Origin of the sequence: Curtobacterium sp. ODYSSEY 48 V2 (genome assembly GCF_023712625.1) — a bacterium.
Lineage (GTDB): Bacteria > Actinomycetota > Actinomycetes > Actinomycetales > Microbacteriaceae > Curtobacterium.
In genome coordinates, this window is the sequence record NZ_JAMAXX010000012.1 from 43,896 (window position 1) to 62,938 (window position 19,043).

The following is a 19,043-nucleotide window of genomic DNA, read 5'->3' on the forward strand; positions in this document are numbered from 1 at the left end:
GTAAAGCGGCGCGCGCCAACCGGTGCGCGCCGACCGGTGCGCCACGACTCGGGGCGCGCCCCGGGACCGGCGCGTACCGTTCGCTGCATGAGCGCCGAGGCACCCGAGCACGTCGACGACCGCACGCTGGAGGGCTGGATCGCACGCCAGCGCTGGTACGCCGCGAAGGGTGGGACCCCGGCGCTGCACACCATCGCCGAGACCGACGGCACGCGGTTGGTCCTCGACGACGCCGCGACCGGGCCCGTCCTCTACCAGGTACCGGTCGTCGCGGGCCCCGGCGGGGGAGCCGTCGACCCGGTCGACGCCACCACCGACACCGTCTGGGTGCAGCAGCTCGCGGCGCGCATCGACGCCGACCCCTCGAGCCTCCGGCCGATCGGCGAGGTCACCTCGTCCCGGGTGCTGTCCGGCGAGCAGTCGAACACCTCGGTCATCTGCGACACCGCGTCCGGCGACCGGGTCATCACCAAGGTCTTCCGGGTGCTCCACCACGGTGACAACCCCGACGTCACCACGCAGCTCGCACTCTCTGCCGCGGGCAGCTCCCGCGTGCCGACCGTGTACGGCGCCCAGCAGGCGAGCTGGCCCGACCCCGGCCGCCCCGACGGCACGGCCACCGGGCACCTCGCGTTCGCCCAGGAGTTCCTGCCCGGCCTCGAGGACGCCTGGCGTGTGGCCCTCCGCGACGCCAGGACCGGCACCCCGTGGGACGAGCAGGCCGCCGCGCTCGGCGAGGCGCTCGCCGAGGTGCACCGCACGCTCGCCACCGCCCTGTCGACCGAGCCCGCCGACGATGCACGACGGGACGCTGCGATCGCGACGATGCGCGGCCGGCTCGACGCCGCCGTGCGCGAGGCCCCGACCGTCGAGCCGCACGTCGACGCGATCCGTGCCGTGTACGACCGTGCCGCCGCGTCGCACTGGCCGGACCTGCAGCGCATCCACGGCGACCTGCACCTCGGGCAGGTGCTCGCCGCGCCCGCGCCCCGCGGGTGGGTGTTCCTCGACTTCGAGGGCGAGCCGCTCCGCCCGCTCGCCGAGCGGTCGCTGCCCGACTCGACGCTCCGTGACGTCGCCGGAATGCTCCGGTCCTTCGACTACGTCGCCGGCGCGCTCGCGCACGACGCCGAGTTCGTCGACGCGGGTGCCTGGGCGCAGGCGGCACGGCAGGCGTTCCTCGACGGGTACCGCCGGGGGACCGGTGACGACCTGACCGACCACCGCGCACTGCTCGACGCGTTCGAGCTCGACAAGGCCGTGTACGAGGTGGTCTACGAGACGCGGAACCGGCCCGACTGGGCCGGCATCCCGCTGGCTGCGGTCGCGCGGCTGGCGGCGGACGGCGCGGCCTGATCCTCCGACCCCCGGCGTGACCCGCTGACGGACGGGAGGCGCGGTGCCGGCCGACACCGCGCCTCCCGTCCGTCACGTGGTGACGACGACCGTCGTCGTCAGTTGACGGGGCCCGTGTACTTCTCGCCCGGCCCCTTGCCCGGCGCGTCCGGGATGCTCGACGCCTCGCGGAACGCGAGCTGGACCGAGCGCAGTCCGTCGCGGAGCGGACGGGCGTGGTGGTCGCCGATCTCGGTGGCCGCTGCCGTCACGAGCCCGGCGAGGGCCGTGATGAGCTTCCGCGCCTCGTCGAGGTCGGTCTGCTCCTGCGGGTCGTCGGCGAGCCCCACCTTCACGGCGGCTGCGCTGAGCAGGTGCACGGCGACGGTGTTGATGAGCTCGACCGCGGGCACCTCGGCGATGTCGCGGGCCTCGCCGCCGGCTGCGGTCTCGTCCTGCGTGACCTGCGGGGTGTCGTTCTCGGGGGTGTCGGGCACGGTGCTCCTCTGCTAGACTCATCGGCGGCAGATGCTGCCCGTGTGCCCAGATCGTCTCCACAGGAGTCGGACCGAGCCCCGGACGGCGTCGTAGAAGAGGAGTCTCTCCCACCCGCGGCCGTGCACCACAGGCTACCGGGTCCCAACCGCTCCGTCGGGTCAGCAGTGCGATCGTCAGACCGCACCGCGTCCCGGCAGGCCAGCCCCGCGGGGCCGGTGTCGGGCGGCTGCCGAACGGGTTCCGATCCGTGCGTCAGATCTCCTCTCTCGTGCCGTCGTCCAGCGCAGCAGCGCCGGACGGCCACCACTTGATTGAAGGAGCTCCGCATCACCGATCCCCGCACCAACGACCGAATCCGCGTTCCCGAGGTCCGACTCGTCGGCCCCCAGGGTGAGCAGGTCGGCGTTGTCCCGATCGCCATGGCTCTGCGTCTCGCGCAGGAAGCCGAACTGGATCTGGTCGAGGTCGCCCCGAACTCGAAGCCGCCCGTGGCCAAGATCATGGACTACGGCAAGTTCAAGTACGAGGCAGCGCAGAAGGCCAAGGAAGCGCGCCGCAACCAGGTGAACACCGACCTCAAGGAGGTCCGGTTCCGCCTGAAGATCGACGTGCACGACTACGAGACCAAGCGCAAGCGCGCCGAGGGCTTCCTCCTCGGCGGCGACAAGGTGAAGGCGATGATCCTCTTCCGTGGGCGCGAGCAGTCGCGTCCGGAGCAGGGCGTCCGTCTCCTCCAGAAGTTCGCCGAGGAGATCGCCGAGTTCGGCGTCGTCGAGTCGCGTCCGACCCAGGACGGCCGCAACATGACGATGATCATCGCCCCCCTCAAGAACAAGTCCGACGTCAAGGGCGAGCAGAACGCGAAGCGTGCTGCGCAGAAGGCCGAGCGTCGTGCGTCGGAGCACGCGGCGAAGGGCAAGGAGGCCGACGAGGCCACCGAGTCCGCGCCGGCCGAGGCTCCCGCCGAATAGGTCCTCCCCGGACCACCCCGCGACGACGCGGCTCCCCACCCACCCCACGGAAAGGCACCACGATGCCCAAGCAGAAGACCCACTCCGGGTCGAAGAAGCGCTTCAAGGTCACCGGCAGCGGCAAGATCATGAAGCAGCAGGCCGGTATGCGTCACAACCTCGAGGTCAAGAGCGCCAAGCGCAAGGCCCGCCTCAACGAGGACCAGGTCCTCGCGAAGGCCGACGCCAAGAACGTCAAGAAGCTTCTCGGCCACTGAGCCGGCGGAACGTAAAGGAACAGATCAATGGCACGTGTCAAGAGAGCGGTCAACGCCGCCAAGAAGCGTCGCGTCATCCTCGAGCGCGCCGAGGGCTACCGCGGCCAGCGTTCGCGCCTGTACCGCAAGGCGAAGGAGCAGGTCACCCACTCCCTCGTCTACGCGTACCGTGACCGTCACGCGAAGAAGGGCGAGTTCCGTCGCCTGTGGATCCAGCGCATCAACGCCGCGTCGCGCGCGAACGGCCTGACCTACAACCGCCTCATCCAGGGCCTCTCCCTGGCCGGCGTCGAGGTCGACCGTCGCATCCTCGCGGACCTCGCGGTGAACAACCCCGAGACGTTCGCGGCGCTCGTCGAGACCGCCAAGAAGGCCCTGCCGGCCGACACCTCGGCCCCCAAGGCCGCGTAGTCACGCCAGCTCCCGAAGCCCCCGTTCCGTCCACGGAGCGGGGGCTTCGTGCATGCTGCGACACTTGACGCGTGAGCGATCTCCTCGAGAACCCGAAGTCCGGACGCGTCAAGGCCGTCGCGGCACTCGCCAAGAAGGACGTCCGTGCCGACACCGGACTCTTCCTGCTCGAGGGCCCGCAGGCCGTGCGCGAGGCGATCGAGTACCGCCCGGAGCTGCTCCGCGAGCTCTACGTGACGCCGACCGCCGCCGCACGGTACGGGCTCGACGACGCACCGGTCGACACGTGGTTCGTCACCGAGCAGGTGCTCGACACGATGGCGGACACCGTCACGCCGCAGGGGGTCGTCGCGGTGTGCCAGCAGTTCCCGACGTCGGTGAAGGACGTCTTCCCGGACGCCGGACCCGGCCTGGAGGCGCAGGGCGCGTCCGCCACGGACGGCACGCTGCCCGGGCTGGTCGCGATCCTCGAGCAGGTCCGGGACCCGGGGAACGCCGGCACGATCATCCGCGCCGCCGACGCGGCGGGCGCTGACGCGGTCGTGCTGACCGGTCGTTCGGTCGACCCCTACAACCCGAAGGTGGTGCGGTCCACCACGGGCTCGCTGTTCCACGTGCCGGTCTCGGTGGGCGTGACGCTCGCCGACGCCGTCACACGCGCGAAGGCCCTCGGGTACACGGTCCTCGCGGCCGACGTCTCCGGCGACGACCTGCCGGACGTCCGCGCCGACGGCATGCTCGACGGGCCGACCGCGTGGGTCTTCGGCAACGAGGCCCGGGGGCTCACGGCGGAGGACCTGGCGCTCGTCGACCGGGCCGTGAAGGTCCCGATCTACGGTCGGGCCGAGTCGATGAACCTGGCGACGGCCGCGTCGGTCTGCCTGTACGAGTCGGCGTTCGCGCAGCGGGTGGCGTCCTCCTCCACAGCGCGCTGACCCGTCCTGCTCCTCCACCGTCCGTCCAGTGCAGGACGGCGGTATCCCGGGGGCCGGTAGGCTTGGGCCTCGTGTCAGAACACCTCGAGATCAGCGAAGCGGCCGTCGCCGACGCGGTCGACCGGGCCCTCGCCGCGGTCCGCGCGACGACGACCGTGGCCGAGCTGAAGCAGGCCAGGGCGGAGCACACCGGCGAGCAGTCGACGCTCGCGCGGATGAACGCGTCGATGCGCAGCGTGCCGAAGGAGCAGAAGGCCGAGGCCGGCAAGCTCGTCGGCCAGGCACGCGGCCGGGTCAACGCGGCGGTCGCCGAGCAGGAGTCCGTCCTCGCCGAGGCCGAGGAACGCGCACGGCTCGAGGCCGAGCGCGTCGACGTCACCGCACTGCCGGTCCGTCGCACGCCGGGCTCCCGCCACCCGCTCTCGGTCCTCAACGAGACCGTCGCCGACATCTTCGTCGGCATGGGGTGGGAGGTGGCGGAGGGCCCCGAGCTCGAGCACGAGTGGTTCAACTTCGACGCGCTGAACTTCGACCCGGACCACCCCGCACGGGCGATGGCCGACACGATCTTCGTCGAGCCGGTCGACCGGCACCTGGTCATGCGCACGCACACCTCCCCGGTGCAGGTGCGCTCCCTGCTGTCCCGGGAGCTGCCGCTCTACGTGATCGCCCCGGGGCGCGTGTACCGCGCGGACGAGCTCGACGCCACGCACCTGCCGGTGTTCACCCAGGTCGAGGGCATCGCGATCGACAAGGGCCTGACGATGGCGCACCTCCGCGGCACGCTCGAGCACTTCGCGCGCCAGGTCTTCGGCGCCGGGGCGCAGATCCGCCTGCGTCCGAACTACTTCCCGTTCACCGAGCCCAGCGCCGAGATGGACGTCTGGCAGCCGAACGCCAAGGGCGGCGCGCGGTGGGTCGAGTGGGGCGGCTGCGGCATGGTGAACCCCAACGTCCTGCGTGCGGCCGGCATCGACCCGGACGAGTACCAGGGCTTCGCGTTCGGGATGGGCATCGAGCGGACCCTGCAGTTCCGCAACGGCCTGAACGACATGCGTGACTTCCTCGAGGGCGACATCCGCTTCTCGCAGCAGTTCGGAACGGTGGTCTGATGCGCGTCCCACTCCGTTGGCTCGGCGAGTCCGTCGACCTGCCCGACGACGTCTCCCTCGAGCACGTCCACGCGGCCCTCGTGTCGGTGGGCTTCGAGGAAGAGGACGTCCACACGTACGACCTCACCGGCCCGATCGTCGTCGGCCGCGTGCTCGAGCGCGAGCCCGAGCCGCAGAAGAACGGCAAGACGATCAACTGGTGCCAGGTCGACGTGGGCGAGTCCGAGCCCCGCGGCATCGTCTGCGGTGCGCACAACTTCGACGTGGGCGACCTCGTCGTCGTGACGCTGCCCGGCGCCGTGCTGCCCGGGCCGTTCCCGATCGCCGCGCGCAAGACGTACGGCCACGTGTCCGACGGCATGATCGCCTCGGCCCGTGAGCTCGGCCTCGGCGACGAGCACGACGGCATCCTGCGCTTCGCCGACCTCGGCATGGACCCCGAGGTCGGGGCCGACGCGATCGCGCTGCTCGGCCTCGACGACGCCGCGGTCGAGATCAACGTGACGCCGGACCGCGGGTACGTGATGAGCATGCGCGGCGTCGCCCGCGAGTACGCGCACGCCACCGGTGCCGGCTTCCGCGACCCGGCGGCGCGTGTGACGCCCCGCTCGGGCGAGGGGTTCCGCGTCACGATCGACGACCAGGCCCCGGTCCGCGGCCGTGTCGGCGCGCACACCTTCGTCACCCGCGTCGTCCGTGGCATCGACCCGACCCGGGCGACCCCGGCGTGGATGGTCTCCCGCCTGGCGCTGGCCGGCGTCCGCTCGATCTCGCTGCCCGTCGACATCACGAACTACGTCATGTTCGAGCTCGGCCAGCCCCTGCACGGCTACGACCTGGCGAAGGTCCGCGGTGGCCTCGGCGTGCGTCGCGCGGCGGTGGGGGAGACCCTCGTCACCCTCGACGACACGACCCGCACGCTCGACGCCGAGGACCTCGTCATCACCGACGACGACGGCCCCGTCGGTCTCGCCGGCGTGATGGGCGGTGCACGCACCGAGATCTCGGACACGACGACCGACGTGCTGATCGAGGCCGCCGGCTTCGACCAGGTCTCGATCGCCCGGACGGCCCGCCGGCACAAGCTGCCGAGCGAGGCCTCGAAGCGCTTCGAACGCGGGGTCGACCCGCTCGTGGCCGAGGCCGCTGCGAACCGTGCCGTCGAGCTCCTCGTCGAGCTCGCGGGCGGCACGGCGGACACCCTCGGCTCCACGCTCGTCGACGCCGAGCCCCGCCCGACGATCACGATGCGGGCGTCGCGGCCGGCCGACCTCGTCGGTGTCGAGTACACCGACGCCGAGGTCATCGACACGCTGCGCGCCATCGGTGCGACGGTGGACGTCGACGGCGAGGTGCTCGTCGTCACGCCGCCGTCCTGGCGACCGGACCTGACCGACGACACCACCCTGGTCGAGGAAGTGGCCCGCATCGTCGGCTACGACCGCATCCCGAGCGTGCTGCCGATCGCCCCGCCCGGACGCGGTCTGACCCGGCACCAGCAGGCCCGTCGGCGCGTGTCCGCCGCCCTCGCAGCGGACGGCCTCGTCGAGGTCGTCACCGCTCCGTTCGTCTCGCAGACCACGCAGGACGCCTACCCGGGCATCGACGGCGACGGTGGTCCGAGCGTCGTGCTCGCGAACGCGCTGGACAGCGAGCAGTCGCTGCTCCGTCGCAGCGGGCTCCCCGCGCTCGTCGACGCCGCCCGCCGCAACGTGTCCCGCGGCCTCGTCGACGTCGCCCTGTACGAGACCTCGCGCGTGTTCCTGCCGACGACGGACGTGCAGCTCGGCACCGACGCCGTGCCCGCCGGCGCCGAGCGGCCCGACCCCGACACCCTCGGTGTGCTCGACGCGTCGCTCCCGCCGCAGCCGTTCCACGTCTCGGCGTTGCTGACCGGCAACCGCGTCGTGAAGCAGCCCGGCGTGCAGCCGGAGCCCTACGGCATCGCGGACGCGCTCGACGTCGCCCGGGCCGTCGCCTGGGCGGTCGGTGTGGAGCTCCGGGTCGCACAGACGAGCCACCCGTCCCTGCACCCGGGGCGTGCGGCCGCGCTGCTCGTCGGTGACACCGTCGTCGGTGTCGCCGGTGAGCTGCTGCCCGTCCTCACCGAGGCCGCGGTGCTGCCGCGCGTCGTCGCCGTCGTCGAGCTCGACCTCGACGCCCTGGTCGCCGCGGCACCGGAGCTCGTGTCGGTGGCGCCGATCGTGTCCTACCCGGCGGCGACGCAGGACCTCTCCCTCGTGGTCGCGGTCGACGTCCCGGCGGGTGACGTGCTGGACGTCGTCCGCTCTGGCGCCGGAGAGCTGCTGGAGTATGCTCGGCTCGTGGACGACTACCGGGGCACGGGCGTGGACGAGGGACAGAAGTCCCTGACGTTCGCGCTGCGCTTCCGCGCCACGGACCGCACGCTGACCGCTGCCGAGGCCTCCGAGGCCCGTGACGGCGCCGTCCGACGTGCCGGCGAGCGATTCGGGGCGACCCTGCGCGACTGATCCACCGGATCAGCACCGCCCGGGGCCGCCGCCTCCGACTCTCTCGACGACCAGTCCGACCAAAGGTGGAACCCATGTCCGTATCCGTCGCCGTGGCGGGAGCCTCCGGCTACGCGGGCGGAGAGCTCCTGCGCGTGCTCGCCGCCCACCCAGAGTTCGACGTCAGGACGGTGACGGCCTTCTCGAACGCGGGGCAGCCGCTCATCGCGACGCAGCCGCACCTGCGGTCGCTGGCACACCTGACGCTGGTCGAGACGACGGCGGCGACCCTGCGCGGACACGACGTGGTGTTCCTCGCGCTGCCGCACGGGCAGTCCGGGGCGATCACCGCCGAGCTCGACGACGACACCCTCGTCGTCGACTGCGGCGCGGACCACCGGCTCACGGACCCGGCTGCGTGGGAGGCGTTCTACGGCGGCGAGCACCACGGCGCGTGGACCTACGGCCTGCCGGAGCTGCTGCACGCCGCGCCGGCGCCCGGGACGGCGGAGGAGTGGCGGGACGTCGACGACATCGAGGGCCTCGGGCGGCAGCGCACCGAGCTCGCGACGACGAAGCGGATCGCCGTGCCGGGCTGCAACGTGACGGCGGTGACGCTCGGCATCCAGCCCGGTGTCCAGGCCGGGCTCGTCGAGACGGACGACCTCGTCGCGGTGCTGAGCGTCGGGCCGAGCGGTGCCGGCAAGAAGCTCGCGACGGCCTACCTCGCCTCGGAGATCATGGGCTCCGCGAGCGCCTACGCGGTCGGCGGCACCCACCGGCACATCCCGGAGATCCAGCAGAACCTCGTGACAGCGGGGGCCGGTGACGTCCGGATCTCGTTCACGCCCGTGCTCGTGCCGATGTCGCGCGGCATCCTCGCGACCACGACCGCCAGGCTCTCGCCCGGAGTCAGCGCGCGCGACGTCCGGATCGCCTGGGAACAGGCCTACGCCGACGAGCCCTTCGTGCACCTGCTCCCGGAGGGCGAGTTCCCCCGCACCGCGGACACCGTCGGCGCGAACACCGCGCTCGTCGGCATCGCCGTGGACGAGGCCGCGGGCCGGGTGGTCGCCGTGAGCGCCCTCGACAACCTGGCCAAGGGCACCGCCGGCGCGGCCGTGCAGTCGGCCAACATCGCCCTGGGCTTCCCCGAGACCCTCGGCCTCAGCGTGGACGGAGTCGCACCGTGACCGACGAGACCTCGACGGACCAGCCCGACACGGGCCTCCAGGGCGTGACCGCCGCTGCGGGCTTCCGCGCGGCCGGCGTCACCGCCGGACTCAAGACGAGCGGGAAGCCCGACGTCGCCCTCGTGGTGAACGACGGCCCCGACGCGACCGCGGCCGCCGTGTTCACCAGCAACCGCGCCCAGGCGCACCCGGTGATCTGGTCGCGCCAGGTCGTCGGCGACGGTGTCGCCCGGGCCGTGGTGCTCAACTCCGGCGGCGCGAACTGCTTCACCGGACCCTTCGGCTTCCAGACCACGCACATGACGGCGGAGGCGGTGGGTGCCGCCCTCGGCATCGGCGCCGGCGACGTCGTCGTCTGCTCGACGGGCCTGATCGGCCGCGGTGACCAGACGTTCCGTGACGGCGTGCTGCGCGGTGTCGACCTGGCCAGCGCCGCGCTGGCGGCCGACGGCGGCCCCGACGCTGCGGTCGCGATCATGACCACGGACACGACGCCGAAGCAGTCCGTCGTGACCGAGGACGGCTGGACGGTCGGCGGCATGGCCAAGGGCGCCGGCATGCTGGCCCCCGGGCTCGCGACGATGCTCGTCGTCATCACGACCGACGCCGTGCAGACCGCGGAGCAGCTCGACCAGGCGCTCCGCGCGGCGACCCGCGTGACCTTCGACCGCGTCGACTCGGACGGCTGCATGTCGACCAACGACACCGTCGTGCTGCTGTCCTCCGGTGCGAGCGGGGTGACCCCCGAGGTCGGCGACTTCCAGGAGGCACTGACCGCGGTGTGCGCGGACCTCGCCCGGCAGCTCCAGCAGGACGCCGAGGGCGCGAGCCACGACATCACGATCGAGGTCACCGGCGCGGTGTCCGAGGACGAGGCCGTCACGGTGGGGCGCAGTGTCGCCCGGAACAACCTGTTCAAGGCCGCGGTCTTCGGCAACGACCCGAACTGGGGCCGCGTGCTGGCGGCGATCGGGACCACCGACGCCGAGTTCGACCCGTACGCGGTCGACGTCAGCATGAACGGCGTCCGCGTCTGCCACGCCGGCGCCCCGGACCGGCCGATCGACGAGGTCGACCTGACGCCGCGCGACACCCACGTCCTGATCGAGCTCGGGGTCGGCGTGCACGCGGCGACGATCCTGACGAACGACCTGACGCACGACTACGTCCACGAGAACAGCGCGTACTCCAGCTGATGAGCGACGACCTGACCAAGGAAGAAGAGCACGAGCTCGCCGCCGTCAAGGCCGCGACGCTAATCGAGTCCCTGCCGTGGCTGAAGCGGTTCTCGGGCAAGACCGTCGTCGTGAAGTTCGGCGGCAACGCCATGGTGAACGACGACCTCAAGCGGGCGTTCGCCGAGGACATGGTCTACCTGCGCTACGCGGGACTCCACCCGGTCGTGGTGCACGGCGGTGGGCCGCAGATCTCGGCGGCGCTGAAGGAACAGGGCATCGCGTCCGAGTTCCGCGGTGGCTACCGCGTGACGACGACCGAGGCGATCACGGTCGTCCGCGACGTGCTCGCCGGCGAGGTCAACCGCGAGATCGTCGACCTCGTCAACGAGCACGGTGACGGTCTGGCCGTCGGCGTCTCCGGCGACGGCGGCTCGCTGTTCACCGGTGAGAAGAAGGGCGTCGTCGTCGACGGCGAGTACTTCGACCTCGGCCACGTCGGCGACATCACGCACGTCGACCCGTCCGGCGTCCTCGCGGCGATCGAGGCCGGACGCATCCCGATCGTGTCGAGCATCGCGATCGACGACGCCCACCCGGACCAGGCGCTGAACGTCAACGCCGATGCCGCGGCCGGTGCGCTGGCCATCGCGCTCGGTGCCGCCAAGCTCATGATGCTGACGGACGTCCCCGGCCTCTACCGCAACTGGCCGGACCGCGACTCGATCATCGACCTGATCGCGGTCGACGAGCTCCGGGCGCTGCTGCCGAGCCTCGAGTCGGGGATGATCCCGAAGATGACCGCGTGCCTCGACGCCGTGGTCGGCGGGGTCGGCGGCGCGACGATCATCGACGGGCGGATCCCGCACTCGATCCTGCTCGAGGTCTTCACCCTGCGCGGTGCGGGCACCGAGGTGATCCCGGACCCGAGCCGTCGCACCGAGAACCAGAACACCCACGCCGAAGTCGGCCGACGGGTGCCCGAGTCCGCAGCGGACCCGGGCCGACACGCGGCGACCGACGCCGCCGTCACCGACACCACCGTCACCGACACCGCCACGACGCAGAAGGGGAACGAGCAGTGAGCACCGAGACGCACACCCAGACCTGGAACGACCGGTTCGGGGCGTCGCTCATGCGATCCCTGACCCCGCCGAAGATCATGCTCGACCACGGTCAGGGCTGCCGCGTGTGGGACGTCGACGGCAACGAGTACCTCGACTTCCTGGCCGGCATCGCGGTGAACTCCCTCGGCCACGCCCACCCGGCCCTCCTCGAGGCCGTCGCCGACCAGGCGGCGAAGCTCGTGCACGTCTCGAACTACTTCGCGACGCCGCCGCAGCTCGAGCTCGCCGAGCGCCTCAAGCGCATCACCGGTGCGGGGGACGCCGGCCGCGTGTACTTCGGCAACTCCGGTGCCGAGGCGAACGAGGCCGCGTTCAAGCTCGCACGGCTGAACAAGGGTGCGGACGGTCGCAAGACCCGGATCCTCGCGCTGAAGCAGGGCTTCCACGGCCGGACGATGGGTGCGCTCGCGCTCACCGGCAAGCCCGCGCTGCAGGAGGACTTCCTGCCGATGATCGCCGGCGTCGAGCACATCGACTCGACGGTCGAGGCGCTCGAGGCGGCCGTCGACGACACCGTCGCCGCGCTCATCCTCGAGCCGATCAAGGGCGAGGCCGGCGTGGTCGACCTGCCCGAGGGCTTCCTGCAGGCCGCGCGTCGCCTGACCGAGGAGCACGGCGCGCTGTTCATCCTCGACGAGATCCAGACCGGGGTCGGCCGCACCGGCAACTGGTTCACCTTCCAGGGCCACGGGTTCACGCCGGACGCCGTCACGATCGCGAAGGGCATCGCCGGTGGGTTCCCGATCGGCGCCCTCGTGACCTTCGGCTGGGCGTCCGAGCTGTTCTCGGCCGGCCAGCACGGCTCGACCTTCGGCGGCAACCCGCTCGGCACCCGCGTCGCGAACGCGGTGCTCGAGGAGATCGAGCGCGCCGACCTGGTGGCCGGCGCGGTCACCAAGGGCGAGCGCATCCGTGCCGGCATCGCGGCCCTCGGTTCGCCGCTGGTGCAGGAGGTCCGGGGCACGGGCCTGCTCGTCGGCGTCGGCCTGACCGCGCCCGTCGGCCCCGCCGTCAACGCCGCCGCCCTCGAGCGCGGCCTCATCATCAACGCCCCGAACGAGTCGAGCCTGCGCATCGCGCCGCCGCTCATCGTGTCCGACGCCGAGATCGACGAGTTCGTGTCGATCCTCGGCCAGAGCCTCGCGGCCGTCGCCGCCGAGCAGGAGACCTCCGCATGACCCGCCACTTCCTCCGTGACGACGACCTGACCCAGGCCGAGCAGTCCGCGATCCTCGACCTCGCCGCCCAGATGAAGGGTGACCGCTGGGGCGAGAAGCCCCTCGCCGGGCCGCAGACCGTCGCGGTGATCTTCGACAAGTCGTCCACCCGCACCCGGGTGTCCTTCCACGTCGGGATCTCCGACCTCGGCGGCAGCCCGCTCGTGATCACGACGGCGAACAGCCAGCTCGGCGGCAAGGAGACCCCGTCGGACACCGCCCGCGTGCTCGAGCGCATGGTGTCGGCGATCGTCTGGCGCACCTACGCCCAGTCCGGACTCGAGGAGATGGCGGCGGGCACCCGCGTCCCGGTCGTCAACGCACTGTCGGACGACTTCCACCCGTGCCAGCTCCTCGCCGACCTGCTCACGATCCGCGAGCACCGCGGCACCCTCGCCGGGCAGACCGTGGCGTTCATCGGCGACGGCGCGAGCAACATGGCGCAGTCGTACCTGCTCGCGGGAGCGACCGCGGGCATGCACGTCCGCGTCGCCGCTCCGGCGGCGTTCAGCCCGGACGCCACGGTCGTCGCCGACGCCGAGCGTCGTGCGGCCGAGACCGGTGGCTCCGTCCTGGTCGTCACCGACCCGGTGGCGGCGGTCGCCGGCGCCGACGTCGTGGTCACCGACACGTGGGTGTCGATGGGCAAGGAGGACGAGAAGCAGTCCCGACTCGACACCTTCGCGGGCTACCGGGTGGACGACGAGCTGATGGGGCACGCCGCCGATGACGCCGTGTTCCTGCACTGCCTGCCGGCGGACCGCGGGTTCGAGGTGACCGCCGAGGTCATCGACGGGCCGCGCAGCATCATCTGGGACGAGGCGGAGAACCGGCTGCACGCGCAGAAGGCCCTGCTCGCCTGGCTCCTGGCCGCGAACGCGACCGGCAGCCCGGCCGCCTGACCCCGCTCGACTGGAGTCCCGTGACCGATCGCATCGTCGTCGCCTGCTCCGCCGGGGTGGACCCGGCGGCAGCCGTCGAGCACTTCGCCGTCGACCACGAGGTGCTGGCCCTGGTGGTCGACCTCGGCGGTCGGTCCCGCGAGGTCGACGCCGTGCGGGACCGGATGCGGGCCGCCGGTGCGGTGGACGCCGTGGTGGTCGACGCGAAGACCGAGTACGCCGACCGGTACGTCGTCGCGGCGGTCCGGGCGAACGCCGGCGGCCCGGGTCGCCCGCTCGTCCCGGCGCTGCGGCTGCCGATCGTCGCCGACCACCTGGTCCGCACGGCCCGGCAGCTCGGCGCGGTCGCCGTCGCGCACCTCACGAGCGCCCCGGACGAGGTCGCCCTCACGACCACGATCGCCGGGCACGATCCCGACCTCCGGGTCCTCCCGGTGCCGACGGCCGTCGTGCCGGCCGGCGGTACCGAGCACGACGTGTGGGGCCGTCTCGTCACCGAGCCGGACCTCGAGGACCCGTGGGCCGCGGTCGACCCTGCGGACTGGGCGCGGACGGCGGACGTCTCCGCGCAGCCGGACACCGAGCCCGACGAGGTCACCGTGACCTTCGAGCACGGCGTCCCGGTCGCCCTCGACGGGCAGCGCTTCCCGGTCCTCCGGCTGCTGCGCGAGCTCGACGCCCTCGCCGGCCGTCACGGGGTCGGTCGGCACGACCTGGTCGTCGACCTGCTCGACGGCCGCAAGGCCCGGCGTGTGGCGGAGACACCGGGTGCGACGGCGCTCGTGGCCGCGCACCAGGACCTCGAACGGATCACCCTCGAACGCGAGGTCCTGCGCTGCAAGCAGGGCGTGGACCGCGAGTGGGCGGAGCTGGTCGACGAGGGTCGCTGGGCGAGCGGACTCCGTCGCGCGCTCGACGCCTTCATCGAGGAGACGCAGCGGCACGTCTCCGGTGACGTCCGGCTCCGGTTGCACGGCGGGGTCGCGAGCGTCACCGGGCGCCGGTCGGAGCAGAGCCTCTTCGACTTCGAGCTGGCCGGGGCACCGGCCACCGGGAGCGTGTCGTTCGCGAGCGCCCGGGCCCGACCGACGCGGACGGCCACGCGGCGCGACCGCGCGAACTGACGCCCCACCAGCACCACGCAGCACCGCCCCCACCAGCACCACGCAGTACCACCCCGCGAAGCACCGCCCCACGAACCGAGCACGACCGACCCGTACCCCCAGGCAGGACGACATGACCGACGCGACGCAGCCCAGCAAGACCGACGCCACGAACACGGGCGCCCTCTGGGGTGGCCGCTTCGCCGACGGCCCCAGCGCCGAACTCGCCGCGCTGTCCCGGTCGACGCACTTCGACTGGCAGCTGGCCCCCTACGACATCGCCGGGTCCCGCGCCCACGCCCGTGCCCTGCACACCGCCGGCTACCTGACCGAGGACGAGCTCGAGCGCATGACCGCCGGCCTCGACCGCCTCGAGACCGCCCACGCCGACGGTTCCCTGCAGCCGGACGACGGCGACGAGGACGTCCACGGTGCCCTCGAGCGCCTGCTCATCGCCGACCTCGGCCCGGAACTCGGCGGCAAGCTCCGCGCCGGCCGGAGCCGCAACGACCAGATCGCGACCCTGGGCCGTATGCACATGCTCGACCACGGCCGGCGGATCGGGCGCCTCGTCATCGACCTCGTCGACGCGATCTCGCAGCAGGCGAGCGAGCACCCGGCGGCGATCATGCCCGGCCGCACGCACCTGCAGCACGCCCAGCCGGTGCTCCTCGCCCACCACCTGCTCGCGCACGCGTGGCCGCTCGTCCGCGACCTCGAGCGGCTCCGCGACTGGGCCGACCGTGCGAGTGTCAGCCCGTACGGGGCCGGCGCCCTCGCGGGCAGCTCGCTCGGTCTCGACCCGACGGCGATCGCGCACGAACTCGGCTTCGCCCGCCCCGCCGACAACTCGATCGACGCCACGGCCGCCCGCGACGTCGTCGCCGAGTTCGCGTTCGTCCTCGCACAGGTGGGCATCGACGTGTCCCGTCTGGCCGAGGAGATCATCCTCTGGAACACCAAGGAGTTCGGTTTCGTCCGGCTGCACGACGCCTTCTCGACCGGGTCGAGCATCATGCCGCAGAAGAAGAACCCCGACATCGCCGAGCTCGCGCGCGGCAAGTCGGGTCGGCTCGTCGGCAACCTCACCGGCCTCCTCACGACCCTGAAGGGCCTGCCGCTCGCGTACAACCGCGACCTGCAGGAGGACAAGGAGCCGGTCTTCGACTCGGTCGCCCAGCTCGAGGTGCTGCTGCCGGCCTTCACGGGCATGGTCGCCACGCTCGCCTTCGACACGGAGCGGATGGCCGAGCTCGCGCCGCAGGGCTTCTCGCTCGCGACCGACGTCGCGGAGTGGCTGGTCCGGCAGGGCGTGCCCTTCCGTGACGCGCACGAGATCTCGGGGGCGCTGGTCCGGTACTGCGAGGAGCGGGGGATCGAGCTCGACGAGCCCGGCGACGACGAGTACCGCGCCGTGTCCGCGCACCTCACGCCCGAGGTGCGCGGCGTCCTGACCATCGAGGGCAGCGTCGCGTCGCGCGCCGGTGTCGGCGGGACGGCGCCGGAGCGCGTCGCCGAGCAGCTCGCCGCCCTGACCCGTCGCGTCCACGACCTGGCCGAGGGCGCGCCCTTCACCCGATGAGCGACGCGCTCCTCGCGCTCCTGGCCGAGCCGGCTCCGGTGTGCGCGCCGGCGCTGCTCGGCGCGACGATCACCGGGCGTGGTGTGACACTGCGCATCACCGAGGTCGAGGCCTACTGGGGCCCGACCGACCCCGGGTCGCACGGCCATCGCGGCCCGACACCGCGCAACCGGCACCTCTTCGGGCCGCCGGGCACGCTCTACGCGTACCGCTCGTACGGCATCCACACCTGCGTGAACGTGGTGAGCGGCCCGGAGGGCACGTCGTCCGGCTCGCTCCTGCGCGCCGCCGAGGTCGTCGACGGCATCGAGGTCGCCCGGGCTCGCCGCGGTCCGTCGGTCGCCGACGTCGCCCTGGCCCGCGGTCCGGGCAACCTCGGGCAGGCGCTCGGTGCCGTGCTCGGCGAGGACGACGGCACGTCGCTCCTCGACGGCTCGGGACCGTTCCGGCTCGCGCTCGCACCCGGCCTGGAGGCGCGGCTCGCCTCCGCCGACCCGGCGGACGTGGTCGCGGAGCTGCTCGCCGAGACGGTGGCCGGCCCCGCGGGGACGGCTCCGGTCCGGCGGATCTCGCGCGGACCGCGCACCGGCGTCGCCGGTGTCGCCGGCGGCGCGTCCTTCCCGTGGCGCTCCTGGCGCACCGGTGACCCGACGGTGTCGCCGTACCGACGGCACCGGCGCGCGGTCGACTGACGGGGCCGCGCCGATCCTCCCGGCCGTCGCCCGGTGGCTACGATGGTCGGGTGTCCAGCGCAACCGATCCCGATGTCCTGACACGCCAGCAGAACGACCCCACCTTCGCTTCGGTGTGGGACGAACTGCGCTGGCGCGGTCTGGTGCACGTCTCCACCGACGAGACGGCACTCCAGGAGGCCCTCGACGGCGGGACCGTCACGTACTACTGCGGTTTCGACCCGACCGCACCCTCGCTGCACTGCGGCAACCTGCTGCAGCTGCTCACCATGCGCCGGCTGCAGCTCGCCGGGCACCGGCCGCTGGCGCTCGTCGGTGGGTCGACCGGCCTGATCGGCGACCCGCGTCCCACCGCGGAACGCACGCTGAACACCCCGGAGACGGTCGCCGAGTGGGTGAGCCGACTGCAGGCGCAGGTGTCCCGGTTCCTCAGCCCCGACGGCGAGAACGGCGTGCGGCTCGTCAACAACCTCGACTGGACGGCACCGCTGTCCGCGATCGACTTCCTGCGCGACATCGGCAAGTACTTCCGCGTGAACGCCATGCTGAAGAAGGACGCCGTCGCCGCACGCCTGAACTCCGACGCGGGCATCAGCTACACCGAGTTCAGCTACCAGATCCTGCAGGGACTGGACTACCGCGAGCTCTACCGGCAGTACGGCTGCACGCTGCAGACCGGCGGTTCGGACCAGTGGGGCAACCTGACCTCCGGCACCGACCTGATCCGTCGCACCGAGGGGGTGTCCGTGCACGCGCTCGGCACCCCGCTCATCACGAACTCGGACGGCACGAAGTTCGGCAAGAGCGAGGGCAACGCGATCTGGCTCGACGCCGAGATGACCTCGCCGTACGCCTTCTACCAGTTCTGGCTCAACACGGCGGACGCCGACGTGGTCGCCCGGCTGCGCGAGTTCACGTTCCTCGATCGTGCGGAGATCGGTCGACTCGAGCAGGCGGTCGCCGACGAGCCGTTCCGGCGCGAGGCCCAGCGGACCCTGGCGTTCGAGGTCACGTCGCTGGTGCACGGAGCGGCGGCGACCCGGGCGACGATCGACGCCTCGGCGGCGCTGTTCGGCAACGGCGACCTGGCCGCGCTCGACGAGGCGACGCTGCGTGCCGCGGTCGCCGAGCTCCCCGGCACGGTGTCGCTGCCGGGCGAGGCCGACGTCGCTCGCGCCCTCGTCGACACCGGACTCGTGAAGTCGCTCGGCGAAGCGCGCCGGGCGGTCGACCAGGGAGGCGTGTACGTGAACAACGTCCGCGCCGACGACGCGACCGCGCAGCTCGCGAACCTCGCGCTGCCCGGCGGAGTCCTGGTGCTCCGACGGGGCAAGAAGACCCTGGCGGGCGTCACGCTGGGCTGATCGATCCACCCTCGGTGCACCCGGTGCCCGGTCTCCCGACGGAGACCGGGCACCGCTGCGTCCGGAGGAGTTGCACAGTGCGACACGCCCGGGAGTGGGGCGCGGTTGGCGCTCCCGCCCACCGCTGCGTAGAGTTCTTACTCGTCACCCCAAAGGTGCGGCGGAGCGGCTGGAGCGAAAGCCCAGAGCCTGCCGGCCTCAAGCGGGACCATCCTCCACCGAAGTTCAGATCAAGCCTTGTGCTCGATCGCTTCGACGCTTAGGATGACTACTCCACCGGCCCTCTCCCTCGGGATGAGCCACAGGACCTCGGTCCAACGCGATGCCGGTGGTACCGAGAACACAATGCCCCTCTGGCGGAACTCCTTCGTGGAGTCGAGTGGGGGGTGCGTCTGGTCCTTGAGAACTCAACAGCGTGCACATTGTCAATGCCAATTATTTTGACCCCGTGCGATTGCAGCTTTGGTTGTGGTCGTCGGAGACAATTCCTTTTGGATTGAATTGATTGTCAGTAGACAGTCTTTACAGTCAAGATCAACTCGGCCTGCTGCTTCGGTGGTGGGTTGGTAATTTTTTTACGGAGAGTTTGATCCTGGCTCAGGACGAACGCTGGCGGCGTGCTTAACACATGCAAGTCGAACGATGATCAGGAGCTTGCTCCTGTGATTAGTGGCGAACGGGTGAGTAACACGTGAGTA

Annotated in this window: 16 protein-coding genes, 1 rRNA gene and 1 pseudogene; 17 read left to right on the plus strand and 1 reads right to left on the minus strand. The window is 72.0% G+C overall.

Annotation, left to right across the window (positions count from 1 at the left end; genetic code table 11):
• Positions 1-87: 87 nt before the first annotated feature.
• Positions 88-1,356, plus strand: a complete 1,269-nt coding sequence (locus M3666_RS15875) for a phosphotransferase (RefSeq protein ID WP_251155759.1) — start codon at positions 88-90, stop codon at positions 1,354-1,356.
• Between the two features lie 98 nt (positions 1,357-1,454).
• On the opposite strand, the gene M3666_RS15880 is transcribed toward M3666_RS15875, so the two are convergent.
• Positions 1,455-1,757: a DUF1844 domain-containing protein gene (locus tag M3666_RS15880; RefSeq protein WP_066658711.1), complete on the minus strand. Its 303-nt coding sequence runs from the start codon at positions 1,755-1,757 to the stop codon at positions 1,455-1,457.
• 387 nt (positions 1,758-2,144) lie between these two features.
• Here M3666_RS15880 and infC point away from each other — a divergent pair, with 387 nt between their 5' ends.
• From infC to M3666_RS15960, 16 genes and pseudogenes are all read left to right on the plus strand, one after another.
• Positions 2,145-2,804, plus strand: coding sequence for a translation initiation factor IF-3 (infC, locus tag M3666_RS15885; RefSeq protein WP_081985092.1), 660 nt, complete (start codon positions 2,145-2,147; stop codon positions 2,802-2,804).
• 62 nt (positions 2,805-2,866) lie between these two features.
• Positions 2,867-3,061: a 50S ribosomal protein L35 gene (gene rpmI / locus M3666_RS15890; protein WP_022903519.1), complete on the plus strand. Its 195-nt coding sequence runs from the start codon at positions 2,867-2,869 to the stop codon at positions 3,059-3,061.
• A gap of 27 nt (positions 3,062-3,088) precedes the next feature.
• Entirely contained in the window at positions 3,089-3,472 is a 384-nt protein-coding gene (gene rplT, locus M3666_RS15895) for a 50S ribosomal protein L20 (RefSeq protein ID WP_066656427.1), read from the plus strand.
• A gap of 71 nt (positions 3,473-3,543) precedes the next feature.
• Complete coding sequence (locus M3666_RS15900; RefSeq protein ID WP_251155760.1) at positions 3,544-4,407, plus strand: RNA methyltransferase; 864 nt, start codon at positions 3,544-3,546, stop codon at positions 4,405-4,407.
• A 71-nt stretch (positions 4,408-4,478) separates the two neighbouring features.
• Complete coding sequence (gene pheS, locus M3666_RS15905; RefSeq protein WP_251155761.1) at positions 4,479-5,519, plus strand: phenylalanine--tRNA ligase subunit alpha; 1,041 nt, start codon at positions 4,479-4,481, stop codon at positions 5,517-5,519.
• Complete coding sequence (gene pheT, locus M3666_RS15910) at positions 5,519-8,011, plus strand: phenylalanine--tRNA ligase subunit beta (protein ID WP_251155762.1); 2,493 nt, start codon at positions 5,519-5,521, stop codon at positions 8,009-8,011. The genes pheS and pheT overlap by 1 nt, the downstream gene beginning before the upstream one ends.
• A gap of 74 nt (positions 8,012-8,085) precedes the next feature.
• Positions 8,086-9,183 (plus strand): N-acetyl-gamma-glutamyl-phosphate reductase, encoded by a 1,098-nt coding sequence (locus M3666_RS15915; RefSeq protein ID WP_251155763.1) that lies wholly within the window; start codon positions 8,086-8,088, stop codon positions 9,181-9,183.
• Positions 9,180-10,379 carry a bifunctional glutamate N-acetyltransferase/amino-acid acetyltransferase ArgJ gene (gene argJ, locus M3666_RS15920; protein ID WP_251155764.1) on the plus strand — a complete coding sequence of 400 codons (1,200 nt, stop codon included), beginning with the start codon at positions 9,180-9,182 and terminating at the stop codon, positions 10,377-10,379. The genes M3666_RS15915 and argJ overlap by 4 nt, the downstream gene beginning before the upstream one ends.
• A pseudogene (gene argB / locus M3666_RS15925) lies at positions 10,379-11,281 on the plus strand (acetylglutamate kinase); the annotation flags it as partial. The gene argJ and the pseudogene argB, both read left to right, overlap by 1 nt.
• Positions 11,282-11,439: 158 nt before the next feature.
• Positions 11,440-12,663, plus strand: coding sequence for an acetylornithine transaminase (locus M3666_RS15930; RefSeq protein ID WP_308301861.1), 1,224 nt, complete (start codon positions 11,440-11,442; stop codon positions 12,661-12,663).
• On the plus strand, positions 12,660-13,604 hold the full coding sequence (gene argF, locus M3666_RS15935; protein ID WP_066656409.1) for an ornithine carbamoyltransferase: 945 nt from the start codon (positions 12,660-12,662) through the stop codon (positions 13,602-13,604). The genes M3666_RS15930 and argF overlap by 4 nt, the downstream gene beginning before the upstream one ends.
• A gap of 20 nt (positions 13,605-13,624) precedes the next feature.
• A complete protein-coding gene (locus M3666_RS15940; protein ID WP_251155765.1) occupies positions 13,625-14,728 on the plus strand; it encodes an argininosuccinate synthase domain-containing protein in 1,104 nt (367 codons plus the stop codon).
• A 112-nt stretch (positions 14,729-14,840) separates the two neighbouring features.
• Positions 14,841-16,289: an argininosuccinate lyase gene (gene argH, locus M3666_RS15945; protein ID WP_251155766.1), complete on the plus strand. Its 1,449-nt coding sequence runs from the start codon at positions 14,841-14,843 to the stop codon at positions 16,287-16,289.
• Positions 16,286-16,981 (plus strand): DNA-3-methyladenine glycosylase, encoded by a 696-nt coding sequence (locus M3666_RS15950; protein ID WP_066656402.1) that lies wholly within the window; start codon positions 16,286-16,288, stop codon positions 16,979-16,981. The genes argH and M3666_RS15950 overlap by 4 nt, the downstream gene beginning before the upstream one ends.
• A gap of 50 nt (positions 16,982-17,031) precedes the next feature.
• Positions 17,032-18,345 (plus strand): tyrosine--tRNA ligase, encoded by a 1,314-nt coding sequence (gene tyrS, locus M3666_RS15955; protein WP_251155767.1) that lies wholly within the window; start codon positions 17,032-17,034, stop codon positions 18,343-18,345.
• Between the two features lie 574 nt (positions 18,346-18,919).
• A 16S ribosomal RNA gene (locus M3666_RS15960) occupies positions 18,920-19,043 on the plus strand; the annotation flags it as partial.

Bases quoted from the DNA above. Each gene is read 5' to 3' on its own strand.
- M3666_RS15875 (WP_251155759.1), top strand. From the start codon at position 88: ATGAGCGCCGAGGCACCCGAGCACGTCGACGACCGCACGCTGGAGGGC.
- rpmI (WP_022903519.1), top strand. From the start codon at position 2,867: ATGCCCAAGCAGAAGACCCACTCCGGGTCGAAGAAGCGCTTCAAGGTC.
- rplT (WP_066656427.1), top strand. From the start codon at position 3,089: ATGGCACGTGTCAAGAGAGCGGTCAACGCCGCCAAGAAGCGTCGCGTC.
- pheT (WP_251155762.1), top strand. From the start codon at position 5,519: ATGCGCGTCCCACTCCGTTGGCTCGGCGAGTCCGTCGACCTGCCCGAC.
- M3666_RS15915 (WP_251155763.1), top strand. From the start codon at position 8,086: ATGTCCGTATCCGTCGCCGTGGCGGGAGCCTCCGGCTACGCGGGCGGA.
- argF (WP_066656409.1), top strand. From the start codon at position 12,660: ATGACCCGCCACTTCCTCCGTGACGACGACCTGACCCAGGCCGAGCAG.
- argH (WP_251155766.1), top strand. From the start codon at position 14,841: ATGACCGACGCGACGCAGCCCAGCAAGACCGACGCCACGAACACGGGC.
- M3666_RS15950 (WP_066656402.1), top strand. From the start codon at position 16,286: ATGAGCGACGCGCTCCTCGCGCTCCTGGCCGAGCCGGCTCCGGTGTGC.